Below are 24,294 nucleotides of genomic sequence, written 5' to 3' on the forward strand. Positions count from 1 at the left end.
GTCACAGTTCTTTCAACCATGCATCCGTTTTTCTTTTTTCTTCTTCCGACAATTCCACAATCGGAAGGCGCACGTAAGGTTTCGACCAACCTTTTTGCGACATCGCATATTTCAATGGCGCCGGGCTCGTCGTCAAAAACACGCCGTGGAAGACAGGAAGCAAACGAATGTGCAAGTTTTGGGCTTTCTTCACATCCCCCGAAAAGAAAGCGTCCATCATTTCTTTCATTTCCCGGCTGACCAGGTGGCTGGCCACGCTGACAACTCCGGCTCCGCCAATCGACAGAATCGGCAAAGTGAGCCCGTCATCGCCGCTGTATACCGCCACATCGTCGGGAACCGCCGCAATCAGCCGCCCGATTTGGTTGAGATCCCCGCTTGCTTCTTTGATGGCGACCACATTATCCAATTGAGCGAGCCGGGCCATGGTTTCAGCCGTCATATTGACACTGGTGCGTCCGGGCACATTGTACAGCATCACCGGCAATGAAGTCGATTCGGCAATCATTTTGAAATGTTGATACAACCCTTCCTGCGACGGTTTGTTGTAATAGGGGGCAACCAGCATCACCCCGTCGACGCCGATTTCCTCCGCTTTCTTGGTCAATTCCAGGCTCTGCACGGTGTTATTGCTTCCGGTCCCTGCGATCACTTTGATCCGGCCGTTTGCTTTTTCTTTGGCAAAACGATATAATTCCAGCTTTTCGGAGAGGGTCAGGGTGGGAGACTCTCCGGTCGTTCCGGAAACAACAATCGAATCATTCCCGTCTTCGATCAAACGCTCGATATTGGCTTCCAGACAGGGCCAGTCAATCTCATTCTCTTCGGTAAACGGCGTAAACAGCGCCGTGATTAATCGGCCAAACAACATCCTCACTTCCCTCCTTTATGAGCAATAGAGTTTATTCAGATGAAATTTTTTATGCAAAGCACGCACGGCTTTCTCCATGTCTTTTCCATGGACGAGCACCCAAATGGTGGTATGGGAATCCGCCGATTGCAACACTTGAATATCCTCTTCCGTCAGTGCTTCCGAAATTTTGGCCATCACGCCCGGAACGCCGGCGATGCCTGCCCCGACAACGGATACTTTACTGCAACCTCTGGATAATTCTGGTTCCAGTCCCAGGTCATATAAAATTTGTTCCGCCTGATCCGCCAGATCATCATAAACCGTATAAGCAATTTCGCTCGGGTTGACACTGATAAAATCGACACTGATCCCATGATCGGCCATCGCTTTGAAAACTTTCAACTGCGTATGGTATTGTCCTTGTCTCAGCCGGATCTTCACTTGGGTCACATTGGGCATCTGGGTCACCCCGATGATGGTGTTTTCCCGCACTTCCCGAACCAACCGGTCAATTTCACTCCGGTGTGTCACCAACGTGCCCGGATGGTCCGACATGGTTGAACGGATCCGGATCGGGGTGCTGTTTTGCATGGCAATCTCCACAGCCCGGGGATGAATCACCTTGGCTCCTTGAAAAGCGAGATTGCACATTTCGACATAGGTGACCTGCTCCAATTGGGCGGCATCCTCGACAATTCTTGGATCAGCTGTCATAATCCCTTCTACATCTGTAAAAATATCTACATATTCGGCATCAAGAGCCGCTCCCAACGCCGTTGCGGTGGTATCGCTGCCGCCGCGTCCCAATGTGGTGATTTCCCCATCGGTTGTTTGTCCTTGGAAACCGGCCACGACAACGACCCGGTTTTTCTCCAGTTCATGCAAAATGCGTTTGGGATTGACGGTGATAATCTGGGCATTGGTATGCTGATCGTTCGTAATGATCCCCGCTTGTCCACCGGTCAATACACAGCTCCGGATCCCCGCCTGGGTCAACATGCTGGACAGGGTAGCTGCAGAGATGATCTCTCCACAGCTTAACAACAAATCTTTCTCACGGGGAAGGATCTGCTGATCATATTGATCAATCAAACCAAGCAACGTATCGGTTGCGTATGGTTCCCCTTTTCTTCCCATCGCTGAAACAACGACAACCAGTTTGTTTCCTTTCTCCAGCTCGTTGGAAATATGATGAAGGACACGTTGGCGCCGTTCAGCGGTTGCCACGGAGGTTCCTCCGAACTTCTGTACAATAATGCTCATGCCTATCCCTTCTCTTTATGATCTTTCTCTTTTAATCAAAGTTTCTGCAATTTGAACCGTGTTGGTTGCGGCTCCTTTCAAAAGATTATCCGAAACCACCCACATGTTGAGCGCGCGCGGATGGGTCAAATCGCGACGGAGACGTCCGACAAACACTTCCGTCCGGCCGGATGCATCCAACGGCATGGGATAAATCTGCTCCTCAATCGCATCCTGCACCACCACACCCGGCGCATCATTTAAGAGGGTCCGGACTTCATCAAGATCATAATCCGATTTTAATTCCACATACACCGATTCGCTGTGTCCCCGTACAACCGGGACCCGTACACAAGTGGCAGTCACGCCGATGGAATCATCCGCGAAGATTTTTTTCGTTTCGCGCACCATTTTCATTTCTTCAAGTGTAAATCCGTTTTCTTCCGCCACATCCACTTGCGGAATCACATTGAACGCTTGCTGATAATGTTTGTCAAGTTTGCCCACGGGAAGAACATTTTTTTGGACTTCTTCACCGGCCATCACGGCTTTCGTCTGTTCTTCCAATTCATTGATCGCTTTCCAACCCGCACCGGAGACGGCTTGGTAAGTGGAGACAATGATTCTTTCGATTCCGTAACGATCCGCCAACGGTTTTAATGCAACAACCATTTGAATGGTCGAACAGTTGGGATTGGCGATGATTCCTTTATGTTGATCCAACGCTTCCGGATTCACTTCCGGAACCACCAACGGGACTTCCGGATCCATTCGAAAGGCGTTGGTATTATCCACAACGATTGCACCACGTTGCACCGCTTCTTTTGCCAATGCCTTACTCACACTGCCGCCGGCACTGAATAAAGCGAAGTCAATGCCTTCAAATGCTTCCGGCACGGCTTCCTGAACCGTGATTTCCTGACCGCGGAATGTGATTTTTTTGCCTGCGGAACGTTTGGAAGAAAGCAAGCGCAATTCTTTGACCGGAAAATTTCTTTCATCGAGGGTGTTCAATATTTCTTGCCCGACGGCTCCGGTTGCTCCTACCACTGCAACATGATATTTTTTTGCACTCATGAAGTCCCCTCCCATATGAAGTGAGCCCCCTGTTTTTCATCAAGGGGGACGAATGTATCATCTATCCGAGCTCTTTTCTATTATGAAGTCAAGTCGCGGTATTTTTCAACTATTAATGGTTGCAACTGTTTCCCTTCGATGGCGGCCAGACAAGTTTCCGGGATCAATTCCATGCGCGCGACCATGGACTTGGGTTTTTTTTCGGGGGCATCCTGGCCGAACGGAACAAAATAAATGTCTTTGGCTGCCAGCAGTTTTGCCAGGTTGACGGCATTTAAGCCGAGGGCGTCGTTCGTGGAAATGGCCACCACCACCGGACGGTGATTGCGCATTTGCGCTTTTGCCGCCATCAAAACCGGGCTGTCTGTCAACGCATTGGCAAGTTTGGCCAGGGAATTGCCGGTGCAGGGAGCAATCACATAACAATCCAAACTTTTTTCAGGACCGAACGGTTCCACTTCCGGTATGGTCATCAACGGGGTCCGGCCGGTGATTTCTTTAATTTTTTTCTTCCACTCTTCCGCGGTGCCGAACCGGCTGTCCACCGTCGCCACCGTGTGGGAAATCACCGGAATCACGTTTGCCCCCAGTTCCACCAATCTTTTCATTTGCGGAAGCACTTCATCATGCGTACAGTGGGATCCCGTCATGCCGAAGCCGATCGTCAGGTTTTGAAAATTCACTGAACGGTTCCCTCCCTGAATAACTCATTTTTCATGATCCGGGTGATGGTCCGCGCCAAAATTTGTCCGGCTGTTTTCGGAGCCACGATTCCCGGCAGACTGGGTGCCAATATGGCTTTGATTCCCCTTTTTTCAGCAAACGGATAATCCACGCCTCCCGGTTTGGATGCCAGATCAATGATGACCACATCATGCGGCACGTTGGCTAAAACGGCTGAATCAATGATCAAAGCCGGAACGGTGTTAAAAATCAAATCCGCATTTTTCACATGGTCTTTTAATTCGGATGTATCAAACGCCTGAATCCCCATTTCAAATGCGCGGGCTTTATGCTCGGAACTTCTTACCCCGACTTTCACCCGGGCTCCGATCGCATGAAGCACACGGGCCAGCGACAAGCCGCATCTTCCCATGCCCAGCACAATGCTTTCGGAACCGTGAATGGTGATGTCGGTGTGTTGGATGGCCATCATGAGTGCGCCTTCCACCGTCGGGATGGAGTTATAAATGGCCACATCATCCCGGTTTAAGAGTTCAAAAAGTTGAATCCCGAAATCTTGGCACAACTTTCGCAAATACTCCTTGGCCATCCCGGCAAAAACGAGGCAATGTTTTGGAAGTGATTGAAACACCTCCGGGGTCAAAAACAATTTTTTGGAAGTAAAAACACTGCTGATTTGCCCTTTTTCATCGGTTCCAATGATCGGGAGCACCAAAACATCCGCCGTCTGTAACACATCGGACGAAAGCTCCTTTAATGAAGCCCCGCTGACCGGACTTTGCAAATTGTCAAATCCGACCAACGAAACCCGGGCTCCCATCTCTGTACAGCTTTTAATCACCTCTAATTGCCGTGCATCTCCACCGAGGAAGACAACGTGTTTGCCTGTCAGCATTTTCTTCACTCCTTTCCCCGGAAGAATCCTTACCACATCTATTTGCATCATATGAAAAAAATAAAATTCGGTTCCCTTCTGTCAAAATTGTTTTTTGGAAGATCTCCGGTCCAACGAATCCACGATCAGCATTTCCGGCCCGACTTTCCGGATCATGCTCCACGTCAATTCCATAAATCTGTGCTTCTTTTTAAACCAGGAAGATTCCGTCGGCACCAAGATAGCATGGATTTTTCCGGTTAGCGGATCAAACGACATGTCTGCATGCAACAAATCCCCCAAACGTTCTCCTCCCACCAAATCGATGCATTCCTTTTCCGCCAGTTCACTCCAGCGCAACATCCTTCCCTCCCCCGGCTTTTCATTTTTTCTCTCCCTTTATTCATATGATTCAGTCAACTCTTTTATAAAAAACAAAAAGCCCGGCAGGTTTAGCCGGACTTTCGGGATTTGGCATTCATCCTCTTTATTTAACGATGTTCCAATCGGATCCTTTGCATTTCCAAAATCAGTACATCCAATTGCTCGGATAAGGGCAAAACACGGGCATCCATCAATCGCTCGGGTTCACCGTTCACCAACTGGTACAATTCCTTGCGGAGATGTTCCATTTCCTCCTGTAACCTTCTGATCCGATGCCGCTCGGACATGAAGATCACCTCTCCTATTTACCCGTATGGCCAAAGCCTCCAGACCCACGTTCCGTTTCATCCAACGAATCCGTAACCTTGAGGGAAACCGCAGGTACTTGCATAAACACCAACTGCGCAATACGGTCTCCCCGCTGAACCCGAAAAGGGCGTTCACCCAGGTTCAGCAAAATCACCCCGATTTCTCCACGGTAATCCGCATCGATCGTCCCTGGTGTGTTGAGCACGGTGATTCCGTGTTTTAAAGCAAGACCGCTTCTCGGACGCACTTGGGCCTCCAGCCCTGCCGGCATCGACAAGGCAATTCCGGAAGGAATCAACTTCCACCGGCCCGGTTTGATTTCCACTGGATCCTTCACTGCGGCATGGAGGTCAAAACCACTGGAACCCGTCGACATTTTTACTGGAAGAGGCAGATCTTCGTTTCCTGGCATATGAAAAACTTTGACATTATGCAATGGAGTTCCTCCTAAAACTGGAAGGGATTTTTCCGTCCGGCGAAATCAGCGCCAACGACATGGGCGAGGAGAAAATTTTCCGTGCCAGACGATTCACGCCATCCAAAGTGATCTTATCCACCTTTTTGATGATTTCATCCAAAGTAAATTGACGGTTTAACAACAATTCATTGCGACCCAACCGGCTCATGCGGTTGTTGGTGCTCTCCAGTCCGAGCATTAAGCTCCCTTTCAATTGCTCTTTGGCTTTGTGCAATTCGTCCGTCGTCAATCCTTTGGTTTTGAGATCATCCAAAATTTGATAAATGTATTCCACCACTTCATTTTCCTGCCCGTGTTTCGTTCCGGCGTAGATGGCAAAAAGGCCGGTGTCGCGATGGGCGGAATGATAAGAAAACACCGAATAGGCAAGCCCGCGCTCTTCGCGGATTTCCTGGAACAAACGGGAACTCATGTTGCCGCCAAGCACATTATTCAACAAAACCAATGTGTAAAAATCATCATCACCGACGGCCAGTCCCGGCAACCCAATACATAAATGGGTTTGTTCGGTTTCTTTTTGTTTCACTTTGACATCCGGCGTAAAAACCGGAACCTCCCTGCTTCGCACCGGCATCCCGCCCTGATGGCCGGAAAAAGCTTCCTCGACCCTTTCCTTGTAATCATCCGGCAAATTGCCGGCGATGGCCACCACGACATTGGAAGGGACATAAAATTGATTTTTGTACCGGAACAAATCCTCCCGGCGGAAACTGGTCACGGTTTCGGCATTGCCCAACACAGGGTATCCCAAGGGGTGCCCTCCCGACGACACTTCGGAAAGCATGTCATGGACCAGGTCATCCGGCGTGTCTTCCACCATGTAAATTTCCTCCAAGACCACTTTTTTCTCTTTTTCGATCTCGCCTTCATCAAACACCGATTCAAAAAACATATCCGATAATACATCCAGTGCCGTTAAAAAATGTTCATCCAGCACTTTGGCATAATAACAAGTGATCTCTTTGGAGGTGAAGGCATTCACGTGCCCGCCGATTGCGTCAAAGGCTTCCGCCACCTCTTTCGCGGTGCGTGTTTTGGTTCCTTTAAACATCATGTGTTCGATAAAATGGGAAATCCCGTTATTGGCAAGCGTTTCATTTTCAGAACCGGTTCCCACCCAAATCCCCAAAGCGACCGAACGGACGTGGGGAATTTTTTCAGCAACCAACCGAACACCATTCTCCAGCGTATGTTTAACGATCAAATAAGATCCTCCTTAATTCTCTGATAAACTACAAAAAAGCAACACTACTATATCAAATCATAAATTATTGCTCAATGGAATCCACCCGTTTTGAAGAGAGCATTTCGCTGACCGTCATCCACTTCAAGCCCTTGTCCTTCCCTGCACGGATCATCCCCGGCAACGCTTTGACCGTCCGGTCCGTCGGATGGGTCAACAACAAGGTGCCGGGTGCAATCCCTTTCTCCACCTTGTTCACCATCATAGCCGGCGAAACGGACTTTTTCCAATCGACGGTATCCAATGTCCATAATATGGTTTTCATTTTAAATTGTTCGGCTATTTTTAATACGCGATTGTCATAATCGCCGGCCGGCGGGGCAAACCACTTGCTTTTGACCTGTAAGGTTTCTTGGATCAAAGACTCCGTCTTCCCGATCTCGGCTTCGATTTGCCCGGTGCCGATCCGGCTCATTAAAGGGTGGGAATAGGCATGATTTCCCACTTCATGCCCTTCTTTCACCAACTGTCTGGCCAATCCGGGATTCTTTTTCAGCCAGGAACCGTCCAAAAAAAAGGTCGCTTTCACCTTCTCCCGTTTGAAAATCTTGAGCATTTCCGGTATGTATTCCGTTCCCCAGGCCACATTCACCATCAGCGCGGCCGCCGGTTTTTTTTCGTTCCCCCGGTAAACTGGTGCCTGCCCCAGATCTTTCAGTTGTATTTTCGGGGGAATTTCCTGATAAACCCAATGAATCCGGTGCTTGTCTTTATGCTTGAGGGTGCTTTCGATCGTTGCTTCCAGGTTGACTCTTCGCCCGTTCAGCCCCGGAATAGCTTTCCAGACCGGATCGATCCGCGCATCGATGGGGGCAATCTGATATTTCGGCGCCTCTTTTTTGATTTTCTCGACAAGCGGGGAGTCCGTTTTGAAGCCGGAAGAGAGCACCGATACCTCCTCTCCGCTCTTCACGGCCGTCACATAAGCTTCAATGGTGGGAAGTTGGACCAGCAAAACAATAAAACAAATCGATAAGAACAGTGTCGCCATGCGAACCGGAAACAATGTTTGCCGCCTCCTTTCCTTCCTACCATATGCTCCCGGACAACTCCCTATGACCGTCATATAAATATAAAAAAGAGGCAGATTCGCTCTGACTCTTTTCCTTTGCCTCTTCCTTTAAATTTTTTCTTTTTTCTTCGCTGCTTCATCTTTTAACACAGCTTTGCGGGACAAATTAATTCGGCCTTGATCATCAATCTCCGTCACTTTTACCATGATCGAGTCTCCGACTTTCACCACGTCGCTGACTTTTCCGACCCGGTTTAAATCCAGTTGAGAGATATGAACAAGTCCTTCTTTGCCCGGAATGATTTCGACAAATGCTCCGTATTTTTCAATCCGTTTGACCGTTCCGAGATACGTTTCGCCGACCACCACTTCACGGACCAGATCTTCGATGATTTTTTTCGCCCGTTCGTTTTGTTCTGTTTCCGGAGAAGCGATGTAAATGCGGCCATCTTGTTCGATATCGATTTTGACTCCGGTTTCTTCGATGATTTTATTAATGACCCGTCCGCTCGGTCCGATCACATCACGGATTTTATCCGGATGAATCCGCAAGGTGGTAATCTTCGGAGCATATGGGGACAATTGTTTTCGCGGTTCCTTGATGGTGGCTTCCATGTTGTCCAGGATCACCATTCTCGCATTCCGCGCTTGTTCCAATGCTCTTTGGAGAATGTTCCGGTCGATGTCTTCGATTTTGATATCCATTTGAAGGGCGGTAACCCCTTTTCGTGTACCGGCCACTTTAAAGTCCATATCTCCAAGATGGTCTTCCATGCCTTGAATATCGGTTAACACGACAACGTTATCCTCTTCTTTGACCAGCCCCATCGCGATGCCTGCCACGGGTGCTTTGATTGGAACCCCCGCATTCATCAAGGCAAGCGTCGACGCGCAGATACTCGCTTGCGAAGTGGAACCGTTGGACTCAAGCACTTCGGAAACCAATCGGATGGTGTACGGGAAAACATCTTCGGAAGGAATCACCGGTTCGAGTGCTCTTTCCCCCAAAGCCCCATGTCCGATTTCCCGGCGTCCCGGTGACCGGATCGGTCTTGCTTCACCAACGCTGAACGGAGGGAAATTATAGTGATGCATAAAGCGTTTGGATTCCTCCAAATCCAAACCATCCAGGATTTGCACATCGCCGAGTGCCCCCAACGTACAAACGCTTAACACCTGGGTTTGTCCGCGTCTGAACAACCCGGAACCGTGTGTCCGTGGCAGAACGTCAATTTCGCTGGAAAGCGGGCGGATTTCATCGACAGCCCGTCCATCCGGACGTTTGCCCTCTTCCAAAATCAACCGGCGCACTTCTTCTTTCACGATTTGATCCAGGACGGTATTCATGTCTTTTTCTTGCTCGGCCCATTCTTCTTCCGTCAGTTCTTCGGCCATCTGTGCCAAGACTTCTTCCTTCACCTGATCGATCGCATCCTGGCGCTCTTGTTTGTCAATGACCTGAACGGCTTGGATCAAAGAATCGGTTGCCAGTTCCCGAACGCGTTTTTCCAATTCTGGATCAATCTGATGCAGCTCGGGTTCCATTTTGGGCAGTCCCACTTTTTCCACGATCTGTTCCTGAAAAGCCACCAGCTCCTTGATCACTTCGTGGCCGAACAAAATCGCTTCCAGCATCGTTTCTTCCGGCACTTCATCCGAACCGGCTTCCACCATGTTCACCCCGTGTTTCGTACCGGCCACCACCAGATGCAGATCGGATTTTTCCATTTGTTCCACCGTCGGATTAATGACCAATTGACCGTCAACCCGGCCAACCACCACGCCTCCGATGGGACCTTTGAAAGGAATGTCCGAAATGGAAAGTGCCACGGATGCGCCGATCATGGCGGCAATTTCCGAAGAACAATCCTGATCCACCGACATGACGGTGGTCACAACTTGTACTTCATTGCGAAACCCTTCATCAAACAGCGGGCGAATGGGACGGTCAATGAGCCTGGAAGCCAAAATGGCTTTGTCGCTCGGGCGACCTTCACGCTTGATAAAGCCTCCCGGGATTTTCCCGACCGCATACAAACGTTCTTCATAGTTTACCGTCAGCGGAAAAAAGTCCGTGTCTTTCGGCTCCTTGGATGCAACCGCGGTGGCCAGCACCGAAGTGTCTCCATATCGCACCATCACCGCACCATTGGCTTGATTGGCATATTTTCCGATTTCCAGTTTTAATTTTCGTCCAGCCAGATCTGTCTCAAATGTTTGTGGTTCCATCTTCAATCATTTCCTCCTCTCAAAAACACAAATATAGCATACTTCTCCACATTTACAGTATGTTCCTTCCACTTCTCTTTTAAAAGATGAGATGATAAAAAAGCGGGGCATGCCGCCCCGCTTTTCTTATCGACGCAATCCGAGTTTTTTGATCAGTTCACGATAACGAACAATGTCCTTCTTCTTCAAGTAGTTCAACAAGTTCCGGCGTTGACCAACCATTTTCAAAAGACCACGGCGAGAATGATGATCTTTTTTATGATCTTTTAAGTGCTCGTTTAACTCATTGATCCGATGAGTCAAAATCGCGATTTGCACTTCGGGGGAACCCGTGTCATTATCGTGTGTTTTAAATTCATTGATGATTTCTCTTTTGCGTTCATTGGTTAATGCCATAGATAAATCCTCCTTTTGATCAATCGCCCATAACCCAGAACACCGTCGAGGCATCGGTGATCCGAGCCAGGGTTGTTTACCGAATCAGTATACCATAAGAAAAAGATGAGTACAACAAGCCTTATTGTGCAAATAACTTCAACCACTGCTCTGCTTCTTGCCGGTCTTTTTCAATCTGCTGAATCAACGCCTCCACGCTCGGAAACCTTTTCTCTTCGCGCAAGAAATGATAAAACTCCACTCTGCATTTCTTGCCGTAATAGTTGCCGGATTGCCCGAGCAGGTGCACTTCCAGTCTTTCACTCGGTTGATCGCTTCGAAAAGTGGGACGCACTCCGATATTCATGATGCCAAAGGAAGAAACCTCATCCATGGTTGCTTTGACCACATAGACGCCGCGGGCGGGAACAAAATACGGGGCCTTCAGGTCCAGATTGGCCGTGGGAAACCCCATCAACCTCCCCCGTTGATCTCCCTGGACCACCTCTCCTTCCAACGAATACGGGCGCCCCAGGATGTCCCGGGCGGTTTTGACATCCCCTTCGGCCAACGCCCGCCGCAATCTGGTGCTGCTGATCACTCCCTGATCCTGTTGGATCAAAGAGACGATTTCGGTGACGAAATGCCCTTTTCCCAGTTCGGTCAGATCTTCTGCTTTCCCCTCCGCTTTGTGTCCAAACGTAAAATTGTACCCTGTCACCACGCCTTTGACACCAAGCGGCAATAAAATGTCGGTCACAAATTCTTCTTTTGACAAAGAGGCGAAATTCCGGTCAAACCGGACAACATAAACTTTCCTGACCCCCAAACGGGCAAACTGCTCCAATTTGTCCGGAAACGGGGTCAGATAACGGTGAATCGCCTCTTGCCCCAACACTTCCCGTGGATGCGGATCAAAAGTCATGACCGCCGGAACCGCCTTCAGTTCCCGGGCCAAATCCATCGCCTTTCGGATCACGGCTTGATGCCCCAAGTGGACACCGTCAAAAAAACCAATCGCCAATGAAATCGGTTCCTGATCGGTTGGTTGATCGATCATCGGATAGGTTAAATGTATCGTTTCCATCTACTCCACATCCCGAAATACTTTTTCTGGTTTCGCCAAGCCCTTTTCAATCACCCGGTACACGGCGCAGAAAACACCGGCATCCGTATACACGCGAACCAGTTGATTCTCATTGAACAATTGATCATCAACAGGAATCTCTATTTTCCAACCATCATAAACTTTTCGAAGATCTTCATGATTCACCATCATGCCGGGCATGAACGAAATCCCCTCATCCAACCGGATGACATGCTTTTCCCAAGCCTCTTGTTCCCCGATTTGCTTCAACTCATCCAGCGTGTAACAATCCTCCAGATGAAACGGACCGCTTTGCACCCGCACCAGAGAAGCCATATGCGCCGGATACCCCAAAGCTTTTCCGATATCCACACACAAGGTGCGGATATAAGTCCCTTTGGAACAAAGAACTTCAAAATGGATTTCCGGATATTCCCCCGGCGTCATGCCCGTCTGTTTCAATTCATAAATGTGGACCTTCCTTTTCGGCCGGTCGATCTCCTTTCCTTCGCGGGCCCATTCATATAAACGGCGTCCGTTCACTTTCACGGCCGAATACATGGGCGGAACCTGCGTTATTTCCCCGACAAACCGGGAGAAAACCTCCTCCACTTGTGCCGGCTCCACCGGTTCCACCCGTTCGGCCTGCGCGATGACGGCGCCGGTCTGATCTTCCGTTTCGGTGGCAATCCCCAATTTCAAGGTTCCTTGATAACGTTTGGGGCGGTCCTGCAAATATTCCACCAACCGGGTGGCTTGTCCCAAACAAACAGGGAGCACGCCTTCCACTTCCGGATCCAGCGTGCCTGTATGACCAGCCTTTTTTTGCTTTGTCAAGCGGCGGACGATGGCGACGATATCATGGGATGTATAGTTTTTCGGTTTAAAAACGGGCAAAATCCCATGGCATCCCATTTACACTTCACACTCCTGCTTCAATCTGGACTGAACTGCTTTGAACACGCGCTCGTGGACTTCGCGAAGCGTCCCGCGCATGCTGCATCCCGCCGCACGGGCATGGCCGCCTCCGCCAAATGCCTTGGCCACCTGGCCCACATCGACCTGTTCTCTGGAACGGAAACTGACTTTGACGGTTCCGTCATTCTCTTCCCGGTACAAAATGCCGACATCCACCCCGTAAATATTCCGCGCATAATTGACGATGCCATCCAAAGCTTCGTGCGAAACCGCCACTTTTTCCATTTCCTCTTTGCTTAAAAACATCCAGGCAATGAGTCCGTCGTCTGATTTTTGCAAGGTGGATAAAGCGCCTTGCAGCAATTTTAACTGTTCCATGGTCACGGTTTCCAAAGCCCGGTCGGCAATTTTGTGCGCTTCGATGCCGGTCTCCACCAACCTTGCAGCTTGTCTCAACACTTTCGGGGAAGTGTTGGAATAGCGGAATCCCCCCGTGTCCGTCAACAAACCGGTGTAAAGGCATGCCGCCAGCGGTTCACCAATGGGGAAATGGTTTTCTTCCGCCCAATCAAAAATGATTTCCACGGTTGCCGCCGCTTCCGGAACCACAATGTTGATATCCCCAAACCGGTCATTGGTCGCATGATGGTCCAGGTTGACAATCACCGCATCATCCCGGATCAGGAAACGGCAGGCGCCCATCCGCTCTTTGTCGGCGCAATCCAAAGCAATCACATATTGAAAGGTGCCGGAAACTTGTTCCACCGGCTGAATCTCTTCCACTCCGGGCAGAAAAGAAAATTTCCGGGGAACCGGGTTTTCGTTGACCATCGTCACTTGCTTGCCGGATTGTTTTAACAGATAACCCATCGCCAAGGTGGAACTGATCGCATCCCCATCCGGGTGAAGATGGGATACCACCAAAATTTGGTCGGCCTTTTCCAAAAAAGCAAGCAGCTCATCAAAACGGCTCATTGTTCCTCATTCTCCCGTGCATGAACATCCCGCAGCAGACGTTCAATGTTTTCACTGTAATCAAGGGATTGATCAATCGAAAAAATGAGTTCGGGGACATGACGCAACGAAACACGATGCCCGATTTCAGAACGAAGGTATCCTTTGGCTTTTTCCAGTCCGGCCAAAGTTTCTTGTTTTTGCTCCTCGTTTCCCATCACGCTGATGTATACTTTGGCAATTTGCAGATCTCCGCTCATTTCGACGCCGGTCACCGTCACAAATCCGATGCGGGGATCTTTTAACTCTTGCTGGATAAGTTGGCTTAACTCCTTCTTGATCTGTTCGCCCACACGACTGATACGTATCCGTGCCACGGACCAAACCTCCTCGTCAACCTAAAATGTGATATCTGCCGCAATGATCTCCAAACCATCCGTTTGTTCAAGCAGCCGAAGGGCTTGTTCCAGTTCTTTTTCCACCACCATCCGGTTGCTTCCGACCCCGACGACTGCAAGAGAAACAAACTGACGATCGTCTTGATCCGCCACTTCTGCAATGGAAAGGTTAAACCGGTTCCTGATTTTTGCCTGGACGCTTTGAATCACCCTGCGTTTGTCTTTGAGGGAGAAAGAGGCGATCACCCGCCCCTTAAACTCCAGTACACCGATGTGCACGTTACTTCCGCTCCACTTCCTGGATGGTGTAAACTTCGATTTGGTCTCCTTCTTTGATGTCATTATAGTTTTGCAAGGTAATCCCGCATTCATACCCTTGTGCCACTTCTTTGGCATCATCTTTGTAACGTTTCAGTGTGTCAATTTCGCCTTCATGGATCACGACGCCGTCACGAATCACCCGGGCTTTTCCGTCACGAACCACTTTTCCTTCGGTGACATAACAACCGGCAATGGTTCCGATCCGGGAGACTTTAAAGATTTGGCGGACTTCGGCAATGCCTGCCATGACCTCTTCATATTCAGGATCCAAGAGACCTTTCATGGCCGCTTCGATTTCCTCAATCGCTTTATAAATGACCCGGTGCAAACGGATGTCCACTTTCTCCTGTTTGGCCATCTCCCGGGCATTGGGTTCGGGACGGACATTAAACCCGATCACAATGGCATTGGAGGCAGAAGCCAAAATGATGTCTGATTCCGTGATGGCTCCGACCGCCGCATGGATGATTTTTACGCGTGCGCCTTCGACATCGATTTTTTCAAGCGAATGTTTCATGGCTTCTGCAGAACCATGGACGTCTGCTTTAATAATAACATTTAATTCTTTGACTTCGCCTTCTTTAATTTGTTTGAACAAATCATCCAGCGATACGCGGGAATGGGCTCCGCGTTCTTGTTCTTTTTGTCTCGTCTGGCGTCTCTCGGCGATGGAACGCGCTTTTTTCTCATCCTCAAACACCATGAACGCATCGCCGGCATTCGGCACATCGGAAAGCCCCAAAATTTCGACCGGTGTCGATGGCGGTGCCGTTTTGACGCGACGCCCTTGATCGTTGATCATGGCACGGATTTTCCCGAAGTAATTTCCGGCCACCACCGGATCTCCGACATGGAGCGTACCGTTTTGCACCAGCACGGTGGCGACAGCTCCGCGGCCTTTGTCCAGTTCCGCCTCAATGACCACCCCGCGGGCGCGTTTATCCGGATTGGCTTTCAGTTCCTGAACTTCGGCCACCAACAGAATCATTTCCAGCAATTCGTCAATGCCGTCTCCCGTCAAGGCCGATACCGGGACAAAGATGGTGTCCCCGCCCCATTCTTCCGGAACCAATCCGTATTCGGTCAATTGTTGTTTCACCCGGTCCGGATTTGCCTCGGGCTTATCCATCTTGTTGACGGCAACAATAATCGGGACATCGGCTGCTTTGGCATGGTTGATGGCTTCGACCGTTTGCGGCATGACTCCGTCATCGGCGGCGACCACCAAAATCGTGATATCCGTCACTTGGGCTCCCCGTGCACGCATGGTGGTGAATGCAGCATGCCCCGGCGTATCCAAAAAGGTGATTTTTTTGTCATTGGCCTCGATCTGATAGGCACCGATGTGTTGTGTGATTCCCCCGGCCTCTTCTTCCGTGATTTTACTTTGGCGGATTTTGTCAAGCAGCGTGGTTTTTCCATGGTCCACGTGTCCCATGATCGTAACCACCGGCGGGCGTTCAAGCAAATCCTCCGGTGCGTCCGTTTCTTCGATCTCTTCAAAGTTGCTTTCATCCACTTCTTCTTTGACATGGATGGTGACGTCAAATTCTTCTGCCAGGATGGCCATCGTTTCCACATCAATTTCCTGATTGATGGTGGCCATGATTCCAAGCGTGATCAATTTTTTAATGACAGCGGAAGATTCCCTGCGCAACAGCTTGGCAAAATCCCCAACGGTCATGGGACCGGAAACGGTGATTTCCTTTGGCAGTACCGGAGCCTGTTTTTCTTTGGCCTCTTTCTTTTTCTCACCTTTTTGACGGCCTTTTCCTTTCCGATTTACATGGTCCCGGCGGGCACCGTCTTTTCCTTTCTGGAAAGCCTTTCCTTTCTTTCCTTTGCGTTGACGCTTCTCCTGCTGGCTTGTCTCATGGTTTGCTTTGCGCTCTTCCTGCCCGCGGGCGGCCTGATTCCGTTGGCTGTTGCGGTTTGGTCCGGAAGAGGCACGCTTTTTGTTGTGGGCGGAAGATTCTTGTTTATTCCGATGATTTCCGTTGGACGGTGCTTTCTTGTTTTCTTCGCTTTGCGGACGGTCTTGATCTTTTGCAGGTTTTTCTTGTTGATTTAAACGTTGATCCAATTTTTGTATCATTCCTTCATCCAACACACTCATATGGTTACTCACTTGAATGCCTAAGTCTTTCAGACTGTGCAATATTTCTTTACTACTCTTATTCACTTTTTTCGCGTATTCATATACACGCATTTTCGCCAAATCCATTCACCCCCGTTACTTACTGCCGAGCTTCATGAATGACCAGGCAAACCCCCGGTCCGTAATTGCAATGACCACGCGTGTCTCTTTTCCAATCGCATTACCCAGCTCTTTTCTGGTACCGTATCGCAACAAAGGAACGTTGTAAGAATCACATTTGTCACTGACCTTTTTTTCCGTGTTTTTTTTCGCATCTTCGGCCAGGATCACCAACTGCGCTTTTCCCGAGCGAATTTCCCGGATCACCCATTCCTCTCCGGAAACGACTTTTCCGGCCCTCATCGCAAGCCCCAGCAGTTGCAAAAACTTATTCATTTCCCTGATGCTCTCTTACATAATCACGAAGTTGATCATACAATTCGGAAGGAACCTGCACTTTGAGGGCGCGATCCAAAGCTTTCTTTTTTTGTGCCAAATCGATATATTCCATTTTTGCGCACAAATACGCTCCGCGCCCGGATTTTTTTCCGGTCGGGTCGATGACCAGTTCATTTTCCGGCGTTCTCACGATCCGGATCAGTTCCTTTTTCGGAAACATTTCTTGTGATGCCACACATTTACGCATCGGTACCTTTCGCCGTTTCATCTTATGCCAAAAACCCTCCCCTTGGAAGAAATTATTCGGTCTCTTCACTGCCATCGGTATTTAATAAAGCATCTTCATCCGGAACTTCGACTTCATCCAGGATTTCATCTTCAGCTTCTTCTTCCAATTCTTCGGCTTCCGATTCGCTTTTGATGTCAATCTTCCAATTGGTGAGCTTTGCAGCCAGCCGTGCGTTTTGTCCTTCTTTTCCGATCGCCAGCGACAATTGGTGATCGGGAACAATCACCCGGGCCATTTTTTCTTCTTCATAAATGGTGACGGAAATCACTTTGGACGGGCTGAGCGCATTGGCAATCAACTCATCCATGCGGTCAGACCAACGGACGATATCGATTTTTTCACCGCGCAGTTCATTGACCACCGTTTGCACGCGGGAGCCGCGATGACCCACACAGGCTCCAACCGGATCCACATCCGGATTGTGCGAAGCCACGGCAATTTTGGAACGTTGACCCGCTTCACGGGCAATCGATTTAATTTCCACAACGCCATCATAAATTTCGGGAACTTCCAATTCAAACAACCTTTTCAACAATCCGGGATGGGTGCGGGACAAGAAAATCTGCGGACCTTTCGTCGATTTTTCCACCCGGGTTATGTAAACTTTCACACGATCCCCGTGGCTGAACCGCTCCCCGGCGATGACTTCATTGTGGGGCAGCAAGGCTTCCACCCGGCCAAGGTCCACGTAATAGTAACGGTTGTCGGCTCTTTGCACAATCCCGGTGACAATGTCTTCTTCCCGGTCCACAAAATCTTCGTAAATGGCTGACCGTTCCGCTTCCCGGATGCGTTGCGTCACCACCTGCTTCGCCGTTTGAGCCGCAATCCGGCCAAAGTCTGCCGGCGTGACTTCGATCTCCACAATATCGCCCAATTGATAGTTGGGGTCGATTTCCCGGGCCGCATCCAATGAAATTTCCAAGCGGGAGTCGACGACCTCATCCACGACGGTTTTGCGGGCAAACACACGCACCTGTCCGGTCTGTCTGTTCACATCTACCCGTACGTTTTGTGCAGAATGAAAGTTGCGCTTATATCCAGATATCAATGCAGCTTCAATCGCTTCAATCAAAATATCTTTACTGATCCCTTTTTCTTTTTCTAATTGATCAAGGGCCTCGATGAACTCGGCATTCATCGGCCTAATCCTCCCTTCGCGTTAAAAAACGACGCTTAATCGTGCTTTGGCCACCTTCTCGAGTGGAATCTCAAATGTCTTCTTCTTCTCATGGACCGTAAGGGTGGTACCGTCAAATTGGTGCAAAACCCCTTCAAACACTTTTTGGCCTTCAATGGGTTCGTACGTGGTAATATATACATTTTTACCGACAGCTTTTTGGAAATCCTTCTCCTTGGTCAGCGGCCTTTCCGCACCCGGTGATGACACTTCCAGAATATACGCCCCTGGCACCGGGTCTTCTTCGTCCAGCTTTTCCCCCACTATCTCACTGATCCGGGTGCAATCATCCAAATCAACTCCCCCGTCTTCCCGGTCGATGAAAATGCGCAAAAACCAATTTGGCCCTTCTTTTTTATACTCGATATCGACCAGTTCCAAACCTTCTTTTTCCACAATCGGCCGGGCAAGTTGTTGTACGGCTTCTGTAATTTGTCGGCTCAAAGCCAACCCTCCTTATTTGGCTAATTCAAACACCTGCAACAAAACGCAAAGAGTGGGCTTCCACCCACTCTTTGCACTCGCAAGATGTATCTACAATAAGTATAGCCAAAGTGATTATAACACAATCACCAAAAAAGAAGCAATTGCCTTTGCCGGCTCCTTTTTCCTTAACGAACCGCTTTTGTCCCTCTTCCCGGGGACCGGGGCAGAAAAAGCCGGTATCCCCGGGATGCATTTTTTATCTCTCAATGGCTGACAAACGGCCCGGTTTCAAACTCCCGGTCCCGTGGAACGGAAAACAAGGGGTTGGTTTCTTCAAAAAAGCGGGATTGGTCTTCGGGGGCAACATAGCCCAACTCAATGCCCGTTGCTTTGGCAATAAAAGGATCCATGGTACATAAATCCGATTTGGTCAAATCGGCAACAGCCGTTTTTCCAAGCGATATCAAAACGAGCTCCATTTCCCGCACGCAAGCATTCAAATAACGGACCAGATTCATGGCCGCCTGGTCCACATCCAATTGGTCGGTCATTTTCCCCGAATAAACCAACAAGCTGGTGGGAGGTTCAAAGGGTACGGATTTGACCATTTGTTCGCTGGCCAAGGCCATCAAGGCCGCCGTTCCGATATACACACAATCGGCTCCCAAGGCGATGGCTTTCAGCATTCGTCCGGGAGTGACCAATCCTCCTGTGGCAATCAGTTGAATATCCTGTTTCACCTTTTTTCGGGCAAGAAATTCGGATGCTCTTGTAATGGCAAAGAGGGTGGGCAATCCGACATCATCCTGCAAAGTGGGTGCACCCCCGTGCGTTCCGCCTTCGGCTCCGTCAACGGTGACAAAATCCACTCCGGCTTCCACGGCGATTTGCAACTCTTTTTCAAGATGATGCGTCGCAGCAATTTTCAGTCCCACCGGCACCCCGGTTTCCTCTTTCAGTCTGCGGACCAGTTGGACAAACTCTTCCTTGCCATTGACCCCGGGCAGCCGGGAATGGATCACCGCATCTTCCCCGGGTTGCAACTCATAAACTTCCCTGAAGTCCTCGCCGATGTTATGGGCGGCCGTCCGCTGCGAAGCAGATCCTTGGGCCCCCTGCCCCAGTTGAATCTCGATCGCATCCAAGGCTTTGTACTTTTTCGGATCGTTCATCCATCCGCCCCGGTTATACTGTCCGATAAACAAACCGGCCGCTTCCCTTTCCTCTTTCATGAGCCCCGCTTCCCCCGAATTGGTCGCGGTCCCCACCTTGGTGGCAGCTTTGGCGAGGGCAATTTTGGTTTTTTTGCTTAACGCACCGCCGAAGGACATGCCTGCAATCATGATCGGAATGGAAATCGTCAATGGTTTTTTGGCCCGCTGTCCAATCGTGACCGAAGTGTTGATTCCGACGTTTTCCGGAGTGGGAAAGCGGAACAGGTGAACCGGATTGAACAAGATTTTTTCCCACGGGGACATAGGAACAGGGGTTCCCAAGGGTCGGGAGATGGGTGTGCCCTGATTGGCCCTCATGGTGATTTCCATGAGGTTGGTCACCCCCACCTTTTTCGAGGCCGGCACCATTTCAAACAAATTCTCGGTATATTGGTCCCGGATCATCCTGGTCAACGCTTGATCGACAGACCGGTCAATGGCGGACCGGATCATCCTTTCAATGAACTTCAGCACGATGGACACGCTCCTTGGCTTCACCCTGCCCCAACGAATTTTGAAGTTCTTCAATTTTTTGCGCCATCGACAAGCACATTTGCTTGACCGTTCCCAACTGACGGGCGGCATTCTGTTCTTCGACCGCAATATCCACCAATTTGCGATGATCGAAATTCGTCAGCTTCCGGTAATGGTCCTGTTCAATTGTGGCCAATGTACCCGCCATCGTTTCAATGCGGTTCAGCTCGGAATGAATGTAGGAAAGAACGTTTTCCATGTTTTCAACATTTTGCATAATCCTTACACCTTCCTGAAATTGAAATGGATTTGGTGATAGTATGCGATCATCCTTCTCTGATTACTCACATCTCCATCCGGGAAAAATTAGGAGGAACCCGGTGCCGGCTTCTTTCCAAAAAAAAGGGCCGTGTCCCATACGGCCCCGTTGGTTTTTTTCATTTTTCCCGCACGATCATGAAGAAGGTTTCCGGTTGATTTTAATTCTCTTCGGTTCTTTTTCCGGATCCTTCGGAATCGTGATTATGAGAAGCCCGTTTTCATAATCGGCTGTGATATGATCCAAGTTGGCATCCTGCGGAAGGGTGACGGTCCGGTAAAACGAACCATAACTCCTCTCTTCAATATACATGTGCTCTCCTTCTTTTTTCGATTCTTGTTTCCGTTCCCCTTTGATCGTTAATTGTCCGCCGTGCACCTCTATTTCAACATCTTCATCCCTGAGGCCGGGCATTTCCGCCTCGATGACATACTGGTTCCCTTCCTCTTTCATGTTGATGGCGGGCATTTTTGGCATCGACTCATTCCAGATCGGATTTTCAAAAAAACGTTCAAATGTGCGGTTGATTTCCGAATGGATTTGTGACAAAGGATGTACCGGGTTGTAAAGATTTCTCCGGCTTCTGAAACGCTCCAGATTGCTCACTTCTTGTACCTCCCTTTCATGATGATCACCCCAATATTATGCAAATTAATAAAAAAAATTATACACAACCCAATAAAAGGAATGGTTTCTGAATTCCCCGGCCGAGTAGTATAATGGAGAATACAGAACTGATTAAGGAGGTATAATCATGACCCAATCCTCATCCAAACTTCCTCTTCGCTCAGAAATTCCGGATGAATATAAATGGCGTCTTGAAGATATTTTTGAAAACGATGAGAAATGGGAAGAAGAATATCAAAACATCAAACAAATGATCCCTGAGATCAGCCGGTTCAAAGGGAAGCTCGGACGGTCTGCTGAGGATTTGTTAAAAGCGCTGAAATTCCAGGATCAATTGCTCTACAAACTTGACAAACTTTATACATATGCGCATATGCGGTTTGATCAGGACACCACCCAATCCTTTTATCAAGCCCTCAATGACCGCGCAAAAAGTTTGTATACGGAAGTTTCCGGAGCCTTGTCCTTCATCACTCCGGAGATCCTTTCCATCCCCGAAGAGAAAATCACGCGTTTTTTGGAAGAAAACGAAGAATTGCAGGTATACAAACACGCTCTGGAAGAGTTAAACAAAAAGCGTCCCTATGTTTTATCGGAAAAAGAAGAAAAACTCCTAGCCCAAGCCGGTGAAGTCCTGGGGGCCTCCGCCAACACCTTCGGCATGCTGAACAATGCAGACTTGGAGTTTCCCTCGATCCGGGATGAAAACGGGGAAGAAGTCAAAGTGACACACGGCCGGTACACGAAATTGATGGAAAGCCCGGACCGCCGCGTCAGAAAAGACGCGTTTCATGCCGTATACTCCACATACGACAAATATAAAAACACTTTTGCCAGCACCTTAAGCGGGGCCATCAAGAAAAATAATTTTTATGCAGAAGTCCGCGGCTATGATTCGGCACGGCATGCCGCTTTAAGCCGGAACAGCATACCTGAAACCGTCTATGATCAATTGGTGGATACCGTCAACCAAAATTTGCCCTTGCTGCACCGGTATATGCGCATCCGCAAAAAAGCACTGGGCTTGGAAGAAATGCACATGTACGACATTTACACCCCGTTGGTGGAAGAATCTTCTTTTAAAATTTCCTACCCGGATGCACAAAAAATTGTGCTCGATGCGTTAAGTGTCATGGGCGAGGAATATGTATCCATCCTGAAAGAGGCTTTTGACAATCGGTGGATCGATGTTTATGAGAACAAAGGAAAACGAAGCGGCGCCTATTCTTCAGGAGCTTACGGAACGGCCCCCTACATCCTGATGAACTGGCAGGACAGCATTGACAGCTTGTTCACACTGGTACATGAACTGGGGCACTCCCTCCACAGTTATTACACCAACAGAAACCAACCGTTTGTCTATGGCAACTATTCCATTTTTGTTGCGGAAGTGGCATCGACTTGCAATGAAGCCTTGCTCAATGATTATTTGCTCAAACAAACCGACGACAAACAAAAGCGTCTGTATCTCTTGAACCATTATCTCGACGGCTTCCGGGCAACGGTTTTCCGCCAAACCATGTTTGCCGAATTTGAACATCTCATTCACCAAAAAGCGAAGGCAAAAGAAGCACTGACACCGGAATTGCTCACCTCGTTGTACTATGATTTGAACAAAAAATATCACGGCAACGACATGATCAGCGATGAGGAAATCGGTTTGGAATGGGCCCGCATCCCGCACTTCTATTACAACTATTATGTTTACCAATATGCGACCGGATTCAGTGCCGCGGCGGCATTGTCGGGGCAAATCCTGCGGGAAGGAAAACCGGCCGTCTCCCGTTATCTTTCCTTCTTGAAAGCCGGAAGTTCCGACTATCCCATTGAAGTATTGAAAAAAGCCGGTGTCGACATGACTTCACCGGAACCGATTCAACAAGCCCTGAACGTTTTTGAAGAGAAACTGGATGAATTGGAAAAACTGCTGGCCCAATCTTAATGTCACAAAAAAAGCGTTTGCCGGAACCGGCAAACGCTTTTTTCTTTGTCATGAATCCTTTTTGTCAAACAGGGACAGGTATTCCCCATAACCTTCTTTTTCCAAGTCTTTTTTCGGGATAAACCTTAAAGCTGCCGAGTTGATGCAATAGCGAAGCCCTGTCGGCAGCGGCCCGTCATTAAACACATGTCCCAAATGGGAATCTCCTTCCCGGCTTCTCACTTCGGTACGGATCATGTTGTGACTGTAATCTTCCTTTTCCACTATCTGATCTTCATGAATCGGCTTGGTAAAACTGGGCCAACCGCATCCGGCATCAAATTTGTCCAATGAACTGAAAAGCGGTTCGCCCGAAACCACATCCACATAGATTCCTTCTTCTTCATGATTCCAGTATTCATTTTGAAAAGGAGGTTCGGTTCCATTTTCCTGAGTGACATGATATTGACGCGGGGATAACTTTTTTTTCTGTTCTTCTTGTTCTTTTTTTCCTCTTCTTGCCCGCCTGACCATTTGAAACACCTCGTCTTCCAATCATTTTCCCAGTATCTCTTCATTTTAGCATACCCCGTTTCAGGAGGTATCTTTCCTTTTTGTTTCAAAAGGCAACCCGTCGCAAACAAAAAGCCCCGCAGACCACGGTCTGCGGGGCTTTTCCCAGTGTTCCCTGAAAACCAAAGAGTGTGAGACATGACTCTTTGAAAAAATCGTTTTTGCTCGAAATGAGCTCCTTAGAAAGGAGGTGATCCATCCCCACCTTCCGGTAGGGATACCTTGTTACGACTTCACCCCAATCATCTGCCCCACCTTCGGCGGCTGGCTCCTAAAAGGTTGCCTCACCGACTTCGG

At 49.0% G+C, this 24,294-nt stretch carries 26 protein-coding genes, 1 rRNA gene and 1 pseudogene; 1 reads left to right on the plus strand and 27 read right to left on the minus strand.

Annotated elements, in window-relative coordinates; genetic code table 11:
- Window position 1: 1 nt before the first annotated feature.
- From dapA to H1R82_RS10180, 25 genes are all read right to left on the minus strand, one after another.
- Window positions 2–871: a 4-hydroxy-tetrahydrodipicolinate synthase gene (gene dapA / locus H1R82_RS10060; protein ID WP_181733015.1), complete on the minus strand. Its 870-nt coding sequence runs from the start codon at window positions 869–871 to the stop codon at window positions 2–4.
- Window positions 872–886: 15 nt separating this feature from the next.
- The gene (dapG, locus tag H1R82_RS10065) at window positions 887–2,116 is read right to left on the minus strand and encodes an aspartate kinase (protein ID WP_181733016.1); all 1,230 of its coding nucleotides are present in this window, start codon (window positions 2,114–2,116) and stop codon (window positions 887–889) included.
- Between the two features lie 15 nt (window positions 2,117–2,131).
- Window positions 2,132–3,172, minus strand: a complete 1,041-nt coding sequence (locus H1R82_RS10070; RefSeq protein ID WP_181733017.1) for an aspartate-semialdehyde dehydrogenase — start codon at window positions 3,170–3,172, stop codon at window positions 2,132–2,134.
- Between the two features lie 80 nt (window positions 3,173–3,252).
- Entirely contained in the window at window positions 3,253–3,855 is a 603-nt protein-coding gene (locus tag H1R82_RS10075) for a dipicolinate synthase subunit B (RefSeq protein ID WP_181733018.1), read from the minus strand.
- Window positions 3,852–4,751 carry a dipicolinate synthase subunit DpsA gene (gene dpsA, locus H1R82_RS10080; RefSeq protein WP_181733019.1) on the minus strand — a complete coding sequence of 300 codons (900 nt, stop codon included), beginning with the start codon at window positions 4,749–4,751 and terminating at the stop codon, window positions 3,852–3,854. Before dpsA ends, H1R82_RS10075 begins: the two co-directional genes overlap by 4 nt.
- An 81-nt stretch (window positions 4,752–4,832) precedes the next feature.
- Entirely contained in the window at window positions 4,833–5,093 is a 261-nt protein-coding gene (locus tag H1R82_RS10085; protein WP_232334052.1) for a YlmC/YmxH family sporulation protein, read from the minus strand.
- Window positions 5,094–5,221: 128 nt separating this feature from the next.
- Window positions 5,222–5,362, minus strand: coding sequence for an aspartyl-phosphate phosphatase Spo0E family protein (locus H1R82_RS10090; protein WP_197461823.1), 141 nt, complete (start codon window positions 5,360–5,362; stop codon window positions 5,222–5,224).
- Window positions 5,363–5,415: 53 nt separating this feature from the next.
- Window positions 5,416–5,859 (minus strand): dUTP diphosphatase, encoded by a 444-nt coding sequence (gene dut / locus H1R82_RS10095; RefSeq protein WP_181733020.1) that lies wholly within the window; start codon window positions 5,857–5,859, stop codon window positions 5,416–5,418.
- Window positions 5,852–7,105, minus strand: a complete 1,254-nt coding sequence (locus tag H1R82_RS10100; RefSeq protein ID WP_181733021.1) for a M16 family metallopeptidase — start codon at window positions 7,103–7,105, stop codon at window positions 5,852–5,854. Before H1R82_RS10100 ends, dut begins: the two co-directional genes overlap by 8 nt.
- A 64-nt stretch (window positions 7,106–7,169) precedes the next feature.
- On the minus strand, window positions 7,170–8,150 hold the full coding sequence (locus H1R82_RS10105; protein WP_232334051.1) for a polysaccharide deacetylase family protein: 981 nt from the start codon (window positions 8,148–8,150) through the stop codon (window positions 7,170–7,172).
- A gap of 114 nt (window positions 8,151–8,264) precedes the next feature.
- A complete protein-coding gene (pnp, locus tag H1R82_RS10110) occupies window positions 8,265–10,385 on the minus strand; it encodes a polyribonucleotide nucleotidyltransferase (RefSeq protein WP_370527092.1) in 2,121 nt (706 codons plus the stop codon).
- Window positions 10,386–10,511: 126 nt separating this feature from the next.
- Entirely contained in the window at window positions 10,512–10,781 is a 270-nt protein-coding gene (gene rpsO, locus H1R82_RS10115) for a 30S ribosomal protein S15 (protein WP_037996435.1), read from the minus strand.
- Between the two features lie 121 nt (window positions 10,782–10,902).
- Window positions 10,903–11,847, minus strand: coding sequence for a bifunctional riboflavin kinase/FAD synthetase (locus H1R82_RS10120; RefSeq protein ID WP_181733023.1), 945 nt, complete (start codon window positions 11,845–11,847; stop codon window positions 10,903–10,905).
- Window positions 11,848–12,762, minus strand: coding sequence for a tRNA pseudouridine(55) synthase TruB (gene truB / locus H1R82_RS10125; protein ID WP_181733024.1), 915 nt, complete (start codon window positions 12,760–12,762; stop codon window positions 11,848–11,850).
- Window positions 12,763–13,740, minus strand: coding sequence for a DHH family phosphoesterase (locus H1R82_RS10130; RefSeq protein WP_181733025.1), 978 nt, complete (start codon window positions 13,738–13,740; stop codon window positions 12,763–12,765).
- A complete protein-coding gene (gene rbfA, locus H1R82_RS10135; protein WP_181733026.1) occupies window positions 13,737–14,096 on the minus strand; it encodes a 30S ribosome-binding factor RbfA in 360 nt (119 codons plus the stop codon). The genes H1R82_RS10130 and rbfA overlap by 4 nt, the downstream gene beginning before the upstream one ends.
- 21 nt (window positions 14,097–14,117) lie before the next feature.
- Window positions 14,118–14,396 (minus strand): DUF503 domain-containing protein, encoded by a 279-nt coding sequence (locus H1R82_RS10140; protein WP_049720217.1) that lies wholly within the window; start codon window positions 14,394–14,396, stop codon window positions 14,118–14,120.
- 1 nt (window position 14,397) lies between these two features.
- The gene (gene infB, locus H1R82_RS10145) at window positions 14,398–16,656 is read right to left on the minus strand and encodes a translation initiation factor IF-2 (RefSeq protein WP_232334049.1); all 2,259 of its coding nucleotides are present in this window, start codon (window positions 16,654–16,656) and stop codon (window positions 14,398–14,400) included.
- 15 nt (window positions 16,657–16,671) lie between these two features.
- A complete protein-coding gene (locus tag H1R82_RS10150; RefSeq protein WP_181733028.1) occupies window positions 16,672–16,971 on the minus strand; it encodes a YlxQ family RNA-binding protein in 300 nt (99 codons plus the stop codon).
- Window positions 16,964–17,242 carry an RNase P modulator RnpM gene (gene rnpM, locus H1R82_RS10155; protein WP_181733029.1) on the minus strand — a complete coding sequence of 93 codons (279 nt, stop codon included), beginning with the start codon at window positions 17,240–17,242 and terminating at the stop codon, window positions 16,964–16,966. The genes H1R82_RS10150 and rnpM overlap by 8 nt, the downstream gene beginning before the upstream one ends.
- Window positions 17,243–17,273: 31 nt before the next feature.
- Complete coding sequence (gene nusA, locus H1R82_RS10160) at window positions 17,274–18,404, minus strand: transcription termination factor NusA (protein ID WP_181733030.1); 1,131 nt, start codon at window positions 18,402–18,404, stop codon at window positions 17,274–17,276.
- Window positions 18,405–18,425: 21 nt separating this feature from the next.
- Window positions 18,426–18,887 carry a ribosome maturation factor RimP gene (rimP, locus tag H1R82_RS10165; RefSeq protein WP_049720218.1) on the minus strand — a complete coding sequence of 154 codons (462 nt, stop codon included), beginning with the start codon at window positions 18,885–18,887 and terminating at the stop codon, window positions 18,426–18,428.
- A gap of 245 nt (window positions 18,888–19,132) precedes the next feature.
- On the minus strand, window positions 19,133–20,557 hold the full coding sequence (locus H1R82_RS10170) for an FMN-binding glutamate synthase family protein (protein WP_121874389.1): 1,425 nt from the start codon (window positions 20,555–20,557) through the stop codon (window positions 19,133–19,135).
- Complete coding sequence (locus tag H1R82_RS10175; RefSeq protein WP_037996415.1) at window positions 20,541–20,834, minus strand: hypothetical protein; 294 nt, start codon at window positions 20,832–20,834, stop codon at window positions 20,541–20,543. Before H1R82_RS10175 ends, H1R82_RS10170 begins: the two co-directional genes overlap by 17 nt.
- A 177-nt stretch (window positions 20,835–21,011) precedes the next feature.
- Window positions 21,012–21,482: an Hsp20/alpha crystallin family protein gene (locus H1R82_RS10180; RefSeq protein ID WP_062843312.1), complete on the minus strand. Its 471-nt coding sequence runs from the start codon at window positions 21,480–21,482 to the stop codon at window positions 21,012–21,014.
- Window positions 21,483–21,630: 148 nt separating this feature from the next.
- Here H1R82_RS10180 and pepF point away from each other — a divergent pair, with 148 nt between their 5' ends.
- On the plus strand, window positions 21,631–23,445 hold the full coding sequence (gene pepF / locus H1R82_RS10185; protein WP_181733031.1) for an oligoendopeptidase F: 1,815 nt from the start codon (window positions 21,631–21,633) through the stop codon (window positions 23,443–23,445).
- Between the two features lie 48 nt (window positions 23,446–23,493).
- On the opposite strand, the pseudogene msrB reads toward pepF, so the two are convergent.
- Window positions 23,494–23,928: pseudogene (gene msrB / locus H1R82_RS10190) on the minus strand (peptide-methionine (R)-S-oxide reductase MsrB); the annotation flags it as partial.
- A gap of 252 nt (window positions 23,929–24,180) precedes the next feature.
- Window positions 24,181–24,294: ribosomal RNA gene (locus H1R82_RS10195) — 16S ribosomal RNA — on the minus strand; the annotation flags it as partial.

The sequence above is a fragment of the Thermoactinomyces intermedius genome (genome assembly GCF_013912365.1).
In the GTDB taxonomy this organism is placed as follows: Bacteria; Bacillota; Bacilli; order Thermoactinomycetales; family Thermoactinomycetaceae; genus Thermoactinomyces; species Thermoactinomyces intermedius.